7 protein-coding genes are annotated in these 13,697 nt (G+C 74.3%); 3 read left to right on the top strand and 4 right to left on the bottom strand.

What is annotated here, in order from left to right; translation table 11 throughout:
* The 4 genes from ABT297_RS40930 to ABT297_RS40915 all read right to left on the bottom strand — a co-directional run.
* On the bottom strand, positions 1-6,240 hold a 6,240-nt coding region (locus ABT297_RS40930; protein WP_350558845.1), incomplete at its 3' end, for a non-ribosomal peptide synthetase.
* Positions 6,237-6,440, bottom strand: coding sequence for an MbtH family protein (locus tag ABT297_RS40925; RefSeq protein WP_350558842.1), 204 nt, complete (start codon positions 6,438-6,440; stop codon positions 6,237-6,239). The genes ABT297_RS40930 and ABT297_RS40925, both read right to left, overlap by 4 nt.
* A gap of 40 nt (positions 6,441-6,480) precedes the next feature.
* Complete coding sequence (locus tag ABT297_RS40920) at positions 6,481-7,104, bottom strand: LysE family translocator (protein WP_350558839.1); 624 nt, start codon at positions 7,102-7,104, stop codon at positions 6,481-6,483.
* Between the two features lie 30 nt (positions 7,105-7,134).
* Complete coding sequence (locus tag ABT297_RS40915) at positions 7,135-10,302, bottom strand: non-ribosomal peptide synthetase (RefSeq protein WP_350558836.1); 3,168 nt, start codon at positions 10,300-10,302, stop codon at positions 7,135-7,137.
* A 382-nt stretch (positions 10,303-10,684) separates the two neighbouring features.
* On the opposite strand from ABT297_RS40915, the gene ABT297_RS40910 reads away from it, so the two are divergent.
* Genes ABT297_RS40910 through ABT297_RS40900 form a run of 3 tightly spaced genes read left to right on the top strand, consistent with a single transcriptional unit; the run spans position 10,685 to position 13,621 of the window.
* The gene (locus ABT297_RS40910; RefSeq protein WP_350558833.1) at positions 10,685-11,863 is read left to right on the top strand and encodes an argininosuccinate synthase domain-containing protein; all 1,179 of its coding nucleotides are present in this window, start codon (positions 10,685-10,687) and stop codon (positions 11,861-11,863) included.
* Positions 11,864-11,891: 28 nt separating this feature from the next.
* Complete coding sequence (locus ABT297_RS40905; protein ID WP_350558830.1) at positions 11,892-12,887, top strand: aldo/keto reductase; 996 nt, start codon at positions 11,892-11,894, stop codon at positions 12,885-12,887.
* Positions 12,884-13,621, top strand: coding sequence for a sulfotransferase-like domain-containing protein (locus tag ABT297_RS40900; RefSeq protein ID WP_350558827.1), 738 nt, complete (start codon positions 12,884-12,886; stop codon positions 13,619-13,621). Before ABT297_RS40905 ends, ABT297_RS40900 begins: the two co-directional genes overlap by 4 nt.
* Positions 13,622-13,697 lie beyond the last annotated feature (76 nt).

Raw genomic sequence — 13,697 nt, 5'->3', positions numbered from 1 at the left:
GCCGGCGCCGGGCACGTCCCGGCCACCGGCGGCCTCGCCCGGGTCGGGCAGCCGCCGCGGGTCGATCTTGCCGTTGGCGTCGCGCGGCAGCTCCGGCAGGAGCACGAGCTGCCGCGGGACCATGTGCGGCGGCAGCTGCTCGGCGAGCGCGTCGCGCAGCGCGGCCGGGTCGGGCGCCTCCCCGGCCTCCGGCACGGCGTAGGCGACCAGCCGCGCATGGGCGGTGTCCGCGTCCTTGACCACCACGACCGCCTGCCGGATGCCGGGCCGGTCGGCGAGGGCGTGCTCGATCTCGCCGGGCTCGATCCGCATGCCGCGGATCTGCACCTGCCGGTCGGCCCGGCCGAGGAAGTCGAGGTTGCCGTCGGCGCGCCAGCGCACGAGGTCGCCGCTGGCGTACATGCGGGCGCCGGGCTCGGCGACGAACGGGTCGGGCACGAACCTGTCCGCGGTGAGATCGGGCCGGCCGGCGTACCCGCGGGCCAGGCCGGCGCCGCCGATGTACAGCTGGCCGGCCACGCCGATGGGGACCGGGCGCAGGCCCGCGTCGAGGACGTACACGAGCTGGTTGTCCATCGGCCGGCCGATCGGCGGCCGCAGCTCGTACCGGCCGGGCGGGCACGGGTGGTCGGTGCTGATGACGGTCGTCTCGGTCGGGCCGTAGCCGTTGCGGAACTCGCGGTGCGGCGCCGCCCAGCGCTCGGGCAGCTCCGCCGGGCAGGTCTCGCCGGCGACCATGACCAGCCGAAGGTCCCGCGGCACCCGCGGATCCATGAGGCCCAGCAGCGCGGGCGGCACGTAGGTCACGGTGACGCGCTCGTCGCGCAGCACGGCGCCGAGGGCGTCCGGGTCGGTCAGGCTGTCGCGGGGGACGCCGACCACGGTGGCTCCGCCGGCGAACGCCGCGTAGAAGTCGAAGATCGACACGTCGAACGCCGTGTTGGCGACCTGCGCGAGCCGGTCCCGCTCGGTGATCGCGTAGCGCGCGGCCGTGCTCTGGGCGAACTGCACGGCCGCCCGGTGCGGGATCATCACGCCCTTCGGCGTCCCGGTGGAGCCGGAGGTGTACATGATGTAGGCCAGGTCGTCCGGGCGCACCTCGGCGGCCGGTGCGGTGACCGGCGCCGCCGCCAGCCGCGCCGCCGTGGCCGGGTCGTCCAGGCACAGCCGCGGTAGGTCCGGCGGCAGCAGCCCGGCCAGGCCGGTGGTGGTGAGGACGACCCGGGCGGCACCGTCGGCGAGCTGGAAGGCGATGCGCTGCGGCGGGTTGCGCGGGTCGATCGGCAGCCACGCCGCCCCGGTCTTGAGCACCGCCGCCTGGGCCACCGGCTGGTCGAGGCCGCGGTCGAGCAGGACGCCGACGCGGTGGCCGGTCGCGATGCCGTGGTCCTGCGCCAAGACCTGGGCGAGCCGGTTCGCGCGCTCCTCCAGCCGGCCGTAGGTCAGTTCATCGCCGCCGTGGCGCATGGCGGCCTGCCCGGGCCGGGTGGTCGCGTGCGCGGCGGCCAGGTCGTGCAGCAGGCCGCCGTGCCGAGCGACCGGTGCCGGGTTCCAGTCCCGCACGACGGTGCGCAGCTCGCCGGGGCCGAGCAGCGGCAGCGCGTCGATCGGGGTGTCCGGCGCGGTGGTCGCCGCGCGCAGCACCGTGGTGAGGTGCTCGGTGAGCCGCTCGATCCGGTCGGCGTCGAAGAGCTCGGTGGAGTACTCGATCGCCAGGTCGAGCTCGCCCGCGGGGCCGTCGGTCAGCGCGACGGTCAGGTCGAAGCGGGCGCCGTCGGTGCCGGCCGCGACCGGCTCGACCGCGGCATCGCCGAGGCGGATCTCGTCGGCGGCGACCTCGGCGGTCTGCAGGCTGAAGCTGACCTGGAACAGCGGGTTGCGGCCGGGCACCCGGTCCGGCCGCAGCAGGTCGACGACGAGGCCGAACGGCACATCCTGGTGGGCGGTCGCGTCGAGCACGGTGTCGTGGCAGCGGCGGACCAGTTCGGCGAAGGTGGGGCGGCCGGCGGTGTCCGTCCGCAGCACCACGACGTTGGCGAAGTACCCGACGAGCGGCTCCAGCTCGGAGCGGGTGCGCCCGGAGAAGACCGAGCCGATGGCGAGGTCGTCCTGGCCGGTGTACCGCTGCAGCACCACGCTGAAGCCGGCCAGTGCGACGGCCAGGAAGGTCGCCCGCTCGCGCCGGGCGACACCGCGGACGGCGTCGCCGAGGCCGTCCGGCAGCCGCCGGCTCAGCTGGGCTCCGGTGCCGGTCGGGCGGGCCGGGCGGGGCCGGTCGGCCGGGAACTCCAGCTCGGGCAGGCCGGCGAGGGTGCGCCGCCAGTGGGCGAGGTGCTCCGCGAGCCGCTCGTCGGGGCCCGCGCCGGGGCCGCCGCCGCGCTGCCAGGCGGCGTGGTCGGCGGGCTGGAGGTCCAGTGGGGCGAGCGTCTGCCCGGCGTACAACCGGGACAGCTCGTCGGTGAGCAGGGCGATGGACCAGCCGTCGGCGATGATGTGGTGCACGACGATGAGCAGCCGGTGCTCGCCGGGGCCGACGCGGGCGAGGCCGGTGCGCAACAGCGGCCCGGTGCGCAGGTCGAACGGGGCGTGGGTGCCGTCGTGCAGCCACCGGTCGGCGTCGGTCACGTCCTGCACCGGCAGCGGCCACGCGGCCGGCGGCGGGTCGATGACCTGGACCGGGACGCCGTTGTGCTCCTCGAACCGGGTGCGCAGGCTCTCGTGGCGGGCGACCAGGGCGGCGAACGCGCGGCCGAGCGCCCGCGGGTCGAGCGCGCCGCGGATGCGCAGGGCGAGCGGGAGGTGGTAGGTCGTGGCGGCCGGGTCGAGCTGGTGCAGCAGCCACAGCCCCTCCTGCTGGTGCGAGCAGGGCAGCGGGGCGCCGCGCGGGACGGCGGGGATGCGGTCCGGGCCGGGGCGGGCTCGCTGGGCGTCGCGCGCGGCCCGCTTCCGGGCGAGCAGGGCCTCCAGCGCGGCGATCTCCTCGTCCTCGTCCTCGTCCGCCCGCACGGTCTCGGCCGAAGGCCCGGGTGCGGCCAGGGCGTCGACGAGGGCGGCGAGCTGGTCGAGGCGCGCGGCGCTGAAGATCTGGCGCGGCTCGAGGGCGACCCCGAACGTGTCGCGGACGCGGGCGATGAGCTGGATCGACTGCATCGAGTTGCCGCCGAGGCCGAAGAACGTGTCCTCGGCGCCGATCTGGTCCTCGCCGGCGCCGAGCAGCCCGGCCCACAGCCCGGCGAGGCGCCGCTCGGTGGCGGTCTGCGGCGCCTGGCGAGGCTGCTGCTCGTCCGGTTCGACCGGCGCGGGCAGCCGGGCCTCGTCGACCTTGCCCGACGGGGTCAGCGGGAGCGCGTCGAGGTGGTGCAGCGCGGCGGGGACCATGTGCAGCGGCAGCCGCTCGGCGAGATGCTCGCGCAGCGCGGCCAGGTCGACGGCCCGGCCCGGCTCGGGCACGACGTAGGCGGCGAGGTAGGCCTGGGCGGTGCCGCCCTGCCGCAGCGTCACGGCGCTCTGCCGGACGCCGGGGAAGCCGTTCACGGCGTGCTCGACCTCGCCGAGCTCGACGCGCAGCCCGCGGAGCTTGACCTGCCGGTCGGTGCGGCCGAGGAACTCGAGCTGGCCGTCGGCACGCCAGCGGACCAGGTCGCCGGTGGCGTACATGCGCTCGCCCCGGCCGAGACCGAACTCGGTGGCGAACGGGTCGGGGAGGAACTTGTCCGCGGTCAGGTCGGGCCGGCCGAGGTAGCCGTGCGCGAGGCCGGCGCCGGCCATGTACAGCTCGCCGGGCACGCCGACCGGCACCGGGCGCAGCCCCGGGTCGAGCACGTAGGCGCGGTGGTTGGCCATCGCCCGGCCGATCGGCGGGGCGGCGGTGAGCGGCTCGTCCGGGCAGCGGTAGTCGGTGCAGGTGATGGTGACCTCGGTCGGGCCGTAGCCGTTGTGGAACTGCCGGCCGGGCCGGGCCCAGCGGTTGACCAGCTCGGCGCCGAACGGCTCCATGCCGATGAACAGCACGCGCAGGTCGGTCAGCGGTTCGGGGTCGAGCAGCCGCAGCACCGCGGGCGGGATGTCGCCGTAGGTGATCCGCTCGTCGCGCATCAGCGCCTGCAGCGCGTCGGGGTCGAACAGGGTGGTGCGGGGTGCCCCGACGACGGTGGCGCCGGCGGTGAAGGTGGCGAAGAAGTCCGACACGCTCACGTCGAAGGTCGGGTTGGCCAGCTGCAGCACGCGGTCGCCCGGCCCGAGGTCGAACAGCTCGACGAGGTTGCGGCAGAAATGCACGGCGGCCCGGTGCGGCACCAGCACACCCTTGGGCCGCCCGGTCGACCCCGACGTGTAGATGACGTAGGCGGTGTCCTCGGGGTCGACGTCCACGTAGGGCGCGGTGGCGGGCTGCTCGTCGCCGGAGCGGGCGTCCAGCAGGACGGTGGCGACGCCGTCCTGGAGGCGGTTGGCGAGATCGGCGGTGGTGAGCACCAGCGCGATGCCGGCGTCGGCGAGCTGGTACGCGAGGCGGTCGCGCGGGTACTGCGGGTCCAGCGGCACCCAGGCGGCGCCGCACTTGAGCACCGCGAGCTGCGCGGCCGGCAGCTCGAAGCCGCGCTCCAGCAGCACGCCGACGTGGCTGCGGGGCTTCACCCCGGCGGCGATGAGCTGGTGCGCGAGCCGGTTGGCCCGCTGGTCGAGTTCGCCGTAGGAGAGCTCGGCGCCGGCGAAGCGCATGGCGGTGCGGGCGGGCGCCTCGGCGGCGCGCTTGGCGAAGACGGTGTGCAGCAGGGTGGCGCCGGGTCGCGCTGCCGGTGCCGGATTCCACGCGTGGACGACCTGGGTGCGTTCGGCCGCGGTGAGCACCTCGATGGCGCTGATGGGCGCGTCGGGGTCGTCGGCCGCCTGGGCGAGCACCGTCGTCAGGTGCCCGACGAGCCGCTCGACGCGGCCGGCGTCGAACAGCTCGGTGGAGTACTCCACGGTCACGTCGAGCCCGTCGTCCGGGCGTTCCTCGGCGGCGACGGCAAGGTCGAAGCGGGCGCTGGTCGCGGCCCGCGGCAGCGCGCGGACGCTCACGCCGGGCAGCGCGAGCGCGGCCTCGGTGACCGCCTTGGCCTGCAGCGTGAAGCTGACCTGGAACAGCGGGTTGCGGCCGGGCACCCGATCGGGACGCAGCGCGTCGACGACGAGACCGAACGGCACCTCCTGGTGCGCGGACGCGCCGAGGACGGTGTCGTGGCAGCGGCGCACCAGCTCGCGGAAGGTCGGGTCCCCGGCGAGGCTGGTGCGCAGCACGAGCGTGTTGGCGAAGAAGCCCACCAGGGGTTCGATCTCCGAGCGGGTGCGGCCCGAGAAGACCGACCCGACGGCGAGGTCGTCCTGGCCGGTGTGGCGGTGCAGCACCGTGAGGAACCCGGCCAGCAGCACGGCCAGGAACGACACGCGCTCGGCGGCGGCCAGGGCCCGCAGCCGCTGGGCGAGCCCGTCGGGCAGCGGCCGGGCGAGCAGAGCCCCTGCGCCGGTCGGCTGGGCGGGCCGGGGCCGGTCGGCCGGGAACTCCAGCGTCCCGATGCCGTCCAGGGTGCGGCGCCAGAAGTGCAGCTGCTCGTCGAGGGCGGTGCCGGACAACCGGCGGCGCTGCCAGGCGGCGTGATCGGCCGGCTGGATGCTCAGCGGCGGCAGCGGGTCGGTGCCGGCCGGCGCGGACAGCAGTGCGGACAGCTCGGTGCACAGGATGCCCAGCGACCAGCCGTCGGCAATGACGTGGTGCAGCACCAGCAGCAGCACGTGGTCGTCGGGGCCGACTCCGGCCAGCTCGGTACGCAGCAGTGGCGCCGTGGCCAGGTCGAACGGCCGGTCCGTGGCGGTGCGGATCCAGTCGTCGAGGCCGGCCTCGGCCACCGGGGTCACCGGCAGCGGCCAGTCGGGCGGTGGCGGGCCGGCGAGCTGCTGCCCGTCCGCGTCGAACCGGGTCCGCAGGCTCTCGTGGCGGGCCACCAGCCGACGCAGGGCGTCGCGCAGGGCCGCGATGTCGAGCGGTCCGCGCAGCCGCAGCGCGAGCGGGATGTGGTACACCGCCGAGGCCGGGTCGAGCTGGTGCAGGTACCACAGCCCCTCCTGCTGGTACGAGCCGGGCAGTGCCCCGTCCCGCGGCACCGGCGTGACCCGTTCCTGCTCCTCGCGGCGTCGCCGGAGCCGTAGCTCGAGCAGCGCCCGCCGCTTCTCCTCGAGGGTCATGCTCGCGGGGCGGGTCATCGGCGCACGCTCAGCGGTCGCAGGTCCGTCCACACCTGGGCGATGTGGGCGAGGCACTCGGCCCGGGTGCCGTGCACGCCGATCTCGCGCCACCCGGCGGGCACCTCGCGGCCGGCTGGCCACACCGAGTACTGCTCCTCGTGGTTGACCACCACCGTGAAGACGGGCTCGTCGGGGCGGCGCTCTGCTGTCTCGGTCAAGGCTGTGCTCCCGTTGTCGATGAATTGCGGTGTCGCGCATTCAGATCACCAGCCGGACCGCGAGCGCGATGAAGACCGTGCCGGCGATGCGGTTGAGGATCGTGCCGGCCCCCCGGCGTCGCTGCAGCCACCGGCCGAGCCGGCCGGCGGTGATCCCGATGAGCGAGTCGACCAGCAGGCCCACGACGACGAAGGTCAGGCCGAGGATGAGCAGCTGCAGCGTCGGATGGCCGCGGCCGGCGTCGACGAACTGCGGCAGGAATGCCAGGTAGAACAGGATGATCTTCGGGTTGAGGATGTTCGTGACCGTGGCCCGCCACAGCACGCGCCGGGTGGCGACCCGGTCCTGCACCGCCGGTGTCCGCGCCGGCTCCGAGCGGGTACGCCAGGCCTGGACGCCCATGTAGATCAGGTACGCCGCGCCGCCGTACTTGACCACCTCGTAGGCCACCGGCGAGGCGGCCAGCACCGCGCCGAGTCCCAGCGTCACCGCGAGGGTGTGCACCAGCATCCCGATCGCCATGCCGACCGACGCCACCACCCCGGCCAGCGGGCCCTGGCTCAGCGAGGTCGCCACGAGGTACAGCATGTCGGGGCCCGGCGTCACGCAGATGAGCAGGATCGCGACGAGGAACACGAGGAAGAGTGCGAGGTTCAGCGGCATGCCCGCATCCTCGCATCGACGCGTGGCTGATCATCGCCGCGCGCCCAGGCCGGCGCCGGTGTCGGAGGGGACCAGCCCGTCCAGGAACGGTGTCAGGTCGTCCAGCGCGGTGCGGGTGACCAGCGCCGCCATGCTCGGCGCGTGACTGGTGAACCGGTCGACGGCGAAGTGGCGCGAACTGTCGGTGAACATCGCGTCCAGGGCGGCCGGCGCGGCCGGGCCGTCGTCGTGCGGGGCGGGCAGCAGCATCGCCGCCCGGACCAGCAGCTCGTCGGCGCCGTCGCGCTCGACGAGCTCGTGCAGCCGGGCCCAGAACCGGGGGAAGCCGGCGGGCTCGGCGATGCCGCGGTCCAGCAGAGCGTCGAAGACCTCGGCGAAGCGCAGCGGGGTGGGGCGCAGCAGGTGCACCCGGTCGCCGGTCGGGCGCCGGCCGGTGACCGCGGTGGTGACGTACCCGGCCACGAGGTCGACGGGCAGGTGATCGGTGGCGGCGGTGATCGGGAAGACGATGCCGGTGCGCGCGCACGCGGCGATCAGGCCGTGCGCGATGGAGGCGGCGTTGGGCACTCCGGTGCGGCTGTGCGGCCAGATCTCGCCGAGCCGGTAGACGACCGAGTCCAGCCCGTAGCGGCGGGAGTCCTCCAGCACGTGCTCGACGACGTGCTTGGAGCGGCTGTAGCCGTCGGCGGGCGGCCGGGCCGGGTCGGGCAGGCGGTCCTCGCCGATCGGCGCCCCGCCGTGCCCGGCGAGCTCGTCGGCGCCGAACGCGCTGAAGCTGGACAGCACGTGCAGCCGGCAGCCGTCGCCGGTCAGGGCCAGGCGCAGCAGTTCCCGCGTGCCGAGGACGTTGTCGGTGCGCAGGCCGGCGTAGTCGGTCAGGAAGTTCACCCGCGCGCCGGCGTGCAGCACGGCGTCGACCTCGTGTGCGAGGCGGGTGAAGGCGCCGTGCCGCAGCCCGAGCTCCGGCGCCGCGAGGTCGCCGGCGATGATGCGCAGCTGGCCGTATCCCAGCGCGTAGTCGAAGCGGGTGAGTGCCTCGGCGAGCCGGTAGTGCCGCAGCGCGGCTCGCAGCCGCTCCCGGGCGGCCGGGACGTCGGCGGCGCGCACGAGGCAGACGATGTGCACCGTCGGCCGGGACAGCAACTCGGCCAGCAGGTGCGCGCCGATGAAGCCGGTGCCGCCCGTGAGGAGCACCCGGTGCGAGCGGATGGGGGCGGGCCGGGCCCGCACGGCGCCGAGGTCGGCCACCCGCCGGTCGGCCTCCAGCTGGGCGATGCCACCGTCCGCGCGGGCCCGCCGGCCCCCGCCGAGCAGCAGCGCGGCCTGGTCGCGCACGGTGTCGGCGCGCAGCAGCGCGGCGACGTCGACCGGTCGTCCGGCCCGGCTGCCCAGCAGCGTGCCGATGCGGTGGGCCAGCAGGGAGGTGCCGCCGTACTCGGTGAAGGCGACGTCCACCGAGACGGTCTCCACCTGCAGCACCTCACGCCACACCCCGGCGACGAGCTCCTCGGTGCCGGAGGCCGGCGCGACGACGGCGGCGGGCTCGGCGGCCTCGGCGATCCGCTCGGTGGCGAGCTGTTCCAGCCGGCGCCGGTCGAGCTTGCCGTTGGGTGTCAGGGGCAGCTCCGCGAGGCGGACCAGGCGGCGCGGCACCACCTCGGCGGGCAGCTGCCGGCGCAGGTGCGCCACGACGGCGGCGGTCGCCGGCTCGCCCGGCGGCCCGGCGGTGAGGAACGCGACCAGGGACCGGCCCGCGCCCTCGCCGCTGGCCACCACGGCGGCGTCGCGCACCCCGGCCACCTCGAGCAGCGCGCGCTCGATCTCGGCGAGCTCGATGCGGACGCCGCCGACCTTGACCTGGTCGTCGCGGCGGCCGTCGAAGCGCAGCAGACCGTCCGGTCCGACGTGGCCGAGGTCGCCGGTGCGGTACAGCGTGGGCCCGGGCACGGCGGTGAACGGGTTGTCCACGAACGCCTGGGCGGTGCGCTCGGCGTCATGAAGGTATCCGGCGCCGACGCACTCGCCGCCGATGAAGATCTCACCGATCTTGCCCGGCGGCAGGGGGCGCAGGTCGTCGTCGAGGACGAGCGCCGCGGTGTTCGGGATGGGCCGGCCCAGTGGAATGCTGCCGTCCTGTCCGGATGCCGCGATCGGGTCGGCGTCGAGGTCGATGTCGTGGAAGACCGAGCCGATCGAGCACTCGGTGGGGCCGTAGGTGTTGGTCACCCGCAGGTCGGGCAGCAGCGTGTGCAGCCGCTGCAGGACGTGGCGGTTGGCGGCCTCGCCGCCGATCAGCATGCGGCGCAGCCCGGACAGCTCGGCGACCAGGTCCGGGCGAAGCTCCAGCAGGGCGACCAGCGCGCTGAGCACCGACGGCACGAAGTCGGTGATGGTGATGCCGTGCCGGCCGATGATCCGGCAGGTCTCCTCGAGGTCGAGGATGCCGCGCCGGTCGGGGATGACGACAAGCCCGCCGGTGGTGAGCGGCCACAGCACCTGCCACATCGAGGAGTCGAAGGTGGGACGGCTGTTCTGCAGCACGATCTGCCCGGCGCCGTCGCCGAAGTGCCCGGACATCGCGGTGAGCCGGTTGACCAGGCCGCGGTGGTGGTTGAGGGTGCACTTCGGGATCCCGGTGGAGCCGGAGGTGAAGTAGCCGTAGATGAGGTCTTCGGGGCCCGGCCGCGCGCCGGGCGCGGGGGCGCCGGCCGGTGCCGGCGGGAGGTCGTCGACGGCCAGTACGGCCGCTTCGGGCGCGTCCGGCACGGGCAGGACGGCCCCGGTCGCGCGGACGGCGAGGATGACGGCGGGGGCGAGCTGACGCAGCGCGCCCTGGATTCGGGTGGCCGGCCAGTCCGGGTCGACCGGCACATAGACGGCGCCGGCCTTCATCGCGCCGAGGACGGCGACGGGGAAGTGCAGGCTGTTGCCGATCAGGAGGGGCACGAGGTCGCCCGGGCCGACGCCGTGCTCGTGCAGGGCGGCGGCGACCGTCCCGGCGGCGGCGTCGAGCTCGGCGAAGGTCAGGCGGGCCGGGCCGTGGCTCACGGCCGGGCGGTCGGGCATGCCGCGCGCGACGGCCTCGAAGAGGTCGAGCACCGAGCTGCTGCGGGGAAACTCCCGGGCCTCGCCGATGCCGTGCGGCACGGCGTCGCGGCCGGCTCGATGGTGGTGGTCGGTCGTGGGGTTGCTCGTCATGACGCGGCTCCGGGCACGCTGGATCGCCGCCGGAAGGGTCGTGCCGGCGGCGGGACAGAAGGTGGCTTGTGACCTGGGTCTATGACCGAATGATGAACGGAAGGGTTTGCAGGATCCCGTAACGCATTTGTAAAGGTCAATCACGAGATGGTTCGCGATCCGTTAACAATGCCTGGTCTGTGGCTTCGATGAATGTTAACGTCTGGCGTTGTGTAGAGACGACGGCGAATGACGTTACCCCGCGTCGTCGGGCTCGAACAAGGTGTTGCCCGATTCATGTCGGATGACGGATCTCCGTCAGATCCGGTTGCTCGACGGGATTCGGCGACAGTTCACGAAGGGTATTGCGGATTTTTCATGATCAGCCTATATCATATCGATCATGTATGTTGGGTCACTCGCTGAACGCCCGGTCGGCGTGCTGCAGGGAGGCGGACTGTCCAGCACCGCCCTGGGCATTTGGCTGGCCGAGCAGGGCATCGACGCACACCACTTGATCGCCGACATCGGGCAAGCGCCGCCCGCCGAGTTGGAGGCCATCGTCGCCGCCTGGCGGGCGCAGGGGGTGCCGGCCGCGCTCGTCGACCTGCGCGCCCCGATGGCCGCGCTCGCCCTTGACCTCGTGCGCTACCAGGCCCGTCACGACGGCGGCTACTGGAACACCACCGGCGCGGCCCGGCTCGTGCTCGTCGAGCACCTCGCGCCGCGGCTGGTCGCCGAGGGGCGCACGGTGCTCGCCCACGGCTGCGTCGGCGGCGGCAACGACCAGCGCCGATTTGCCCGCTACACCGCCCGGTTAGCGCCGGGCCTGGACGTGTACGCACCCTGGACCGATCCCGCCGCGCTGCGCCGCTTCCCGGGCCGCGAGGCGATGCTCGACGCGGTTCAGGCGGCCGGCCTGCCGCTGGATGAGGGCAGCGGCGCCGACTGGTCGACCGACGCCTCGCTCGCCGGGGCCTCGCACGAGTCCGCGGCCCTCGAGGACCTCGGGGTGCCCGTCGACGCGCGCACACTGCGGCCCCGCTGGAGCCGCTGGCCCGCCGACGCCCCCGACGACCCGCACACCGTCACCGTGACGGTCGCCGAAGGCCGCATCACCGACATCGACGGCAGCGGGCCGGACCCGGTCGCCATCCTGCGGCGTGCCGGCGAACTCGGCGCCCGCCACGGCGTGTGGCTGCGCGACGTGGTCGAGCGGCGCATCATCGGCACCGTCTGCCGCGGCGTCTACGAGGCGCCGGCGCTGGAGGTGCTGGGCGCTGCCTGGCGGCGCGTGCTGCAGACCAGCCTCGACCAGCCTTCGCGGGCGCTCTACGAACAGCTCAGCGGCACCCTCGGCGCCGCCGTCTACGAGGCCTGGTATGCCGACCCGGCCGCCGTGTCCGCCCGGACCGCGCTCGACGCGCTGCTCGAACGGGCCTCGGCCACCGTCACGCTCACGTTGCACCGCGGCACCGCCCGCCCCACCGCCGTGGACGTCACCGCGTCCGGGGCCCTGCAGCAGACCCGGTTCGGCACCGGCGGCAACCGGTGGCGCGAGCCACTCGCCGTCGCCGTGTGAGCGGCCCAGAGGACAAGGAGGACGATCGATGCGGTATCGCACCTTCGGCCGGCTCGGCTGGCCGGTCAGCGAAATCGGCTACGGCATGTGGGGCATCGGCGGCGGCGAGGGCGGCTGGACCGGCGCCGACGACACCACCGGCAAGGAAGCCCTGCTGGAGGCCGTCCGGCTCGGCTGCAACTTCTTCGACACCGCCTGGATCTACGGCCGCGGCCACAGCGAGCGGCTGCTCGGCGGACTGCTCACCGGCGTCGGCGCGGCTCCGGCAGCGGGCGGGCTGAAGGTGGCCACGAAGATCCCGCCGAAGGACCGCCGGTGGCCATCCACCCGGGACTCGGCGATTGGTGACGTCTTCCCCGAGGAGCACATCCGCGAATACGTCGACCGCAGCCTGGACAACCTCGGCGTCGAGCGCATCGACCTGCTGCAGTTCCACGTCTGGGAGGACGCCTGGGCCCGCGAGCCGGAGTGGCAGCGGGTCGTGGCCGACCTGCGCGATCAGGGCCTCGTCGAGGGGATCGGGATCAGCGTCAACCGCTGGGAGCCGTGGAACGTCCTCGACACCCTCGGGACCGGCCTCATCGACGCCGTGCAGGTCATCTACAACCTCTTCGACCAGGCACCCGAGGACAAGCTCTTCGGCGTCTGCGCCGACCTGGACATCGCCGTCATCGCCCGGGTCCCCTTCGACGAGGGCAGCCTCACCGGCACCCTGACCCGCGAGAGCACCTGGCCCGAGGGCGACTGGCGCAACAGCTACTTCGTGCCGGCAAACCTCGAGGCCAGCGTCACGCGGGCCGAGGCACTGAAGGCCGTCCTGCCCGACGGGGTCGGCCTGCCCGAGGCGGCGCTGCGCTTCATCCTCGCCAACCCCCAGGTCAGCACCGTCATCCCGGGCATGCGCACCCTCCCGCACGTGCGCGCCAACATCGCCACCAGCGATGCCCCGCCGCTCGACCCGGCCCTGCTGGACGAGCTGCGCCGGCACCGCTGGGACCGGGAGCCGACGGAGTGGTCGCAGTGAGCACCCCGCCCGTCATCGTCATGTGGGCGGTACCGCGTTCGCGCTCTACCGCCTTCCTCCGCATGATCATCGAGCGCGGCGACCTCGACGTCGTGCACGAACCCTTCTCCAACCTCGCCGCCACCGGCCGGTTCGATCTCGGCGAAGCCACCGCCACCTCCGTCGAGGAGCTCTTCGAACTCCTGCTGGACCGGGCCCGCACCGGCGACCGGCGGCTGTTCGTCAAGGAGACCACCGACTACCGCTACGACGCCCTGCTCGCCGACCCGCGGCTGCATAGCGACCTCACCAACACGTTCATGATCCGCGACCCCGCCGCCGTCGTCGGCTCGCACTACGCCATGAACCGCGGCGTCGAACGCGACGAGATCGGCTTCGAGCGGGTGTACGAGATCTTCAACGTCGTCCGGGCGGCCGGCGTGCCCGCCGTCGTGGTCGACGGCGACGACCTCGTCACCGACCCGCCCGCCGTCGTCGCCCGCTACTGCGAGCTGACCGGCCTGCCGTTCCTGCCCGACGCGCTGACCTGGGACCAGGGTGCCCGCCCCGAGTGGGCCCGGACCGAGGCGTGGCACCGCGACGTGTCCCGCAGCAGCGGCTTCGCCGTCGCCGCCAACGAGCACCCGATCGACCCGGCCGACGCCGAGCGGGTGGACGCGCTCATCGCCTACCACCGCCCCTTCTACGAGCGGCTGCGGGAGCACCGCATCGCCGGAGCGGAGGTGTCGGCGTGAGTGGTACGGAGCGGAGCGGAGTGGCCGCTCATCAGGGGTTGGGCCGTGCGCCTTACCGGGTCTCCCATCTGGATGC

Source organism: Dactylosporangium sp. NPDC000555 (assembly GCF_040300025.1).
In the GTDB taxonomy this organism is placed as follows: domain Bacteria; phylum Actinomycetota; class Actinomycetes; order Mycobacteriales; family Micromonosporaceae; genus Dactylosporangium.
This window is presented reverse-complemented; position numbering and strand designations above follow the sequence as displayed.

Coding starts and splice junctions, on each gene's coding strand:
- ABT297_RS40920 (WP_350558839.1), bottom strand. CDS start 7,104: ATGCCGCTGAACCTCGCACTCTTCCTCGTGTTCCTCGTCGCGATCCTG.
- ABT297_RS40915 (WP_350558836.1), bottom strand. CDS start 10,302: ATGACGAGCAACCCCACGACCGACCACCACCATCGAGCCGGCCGCGAC.
- ABT297_RS40910 (WP_350558833.1), top strand. CDS start 10,685: ATGTATGTTGGGTCACTCGCTGAACGCCCGGTCGGCGTGCTGCAGGGA.
- ABT297_RS40905 (WP_350558830.1), top strand. CDS start 11,892: ATGCGGTATCGCACCTTCGGCCGGCTCGGCTGGCCGGTCAGCGAAATC.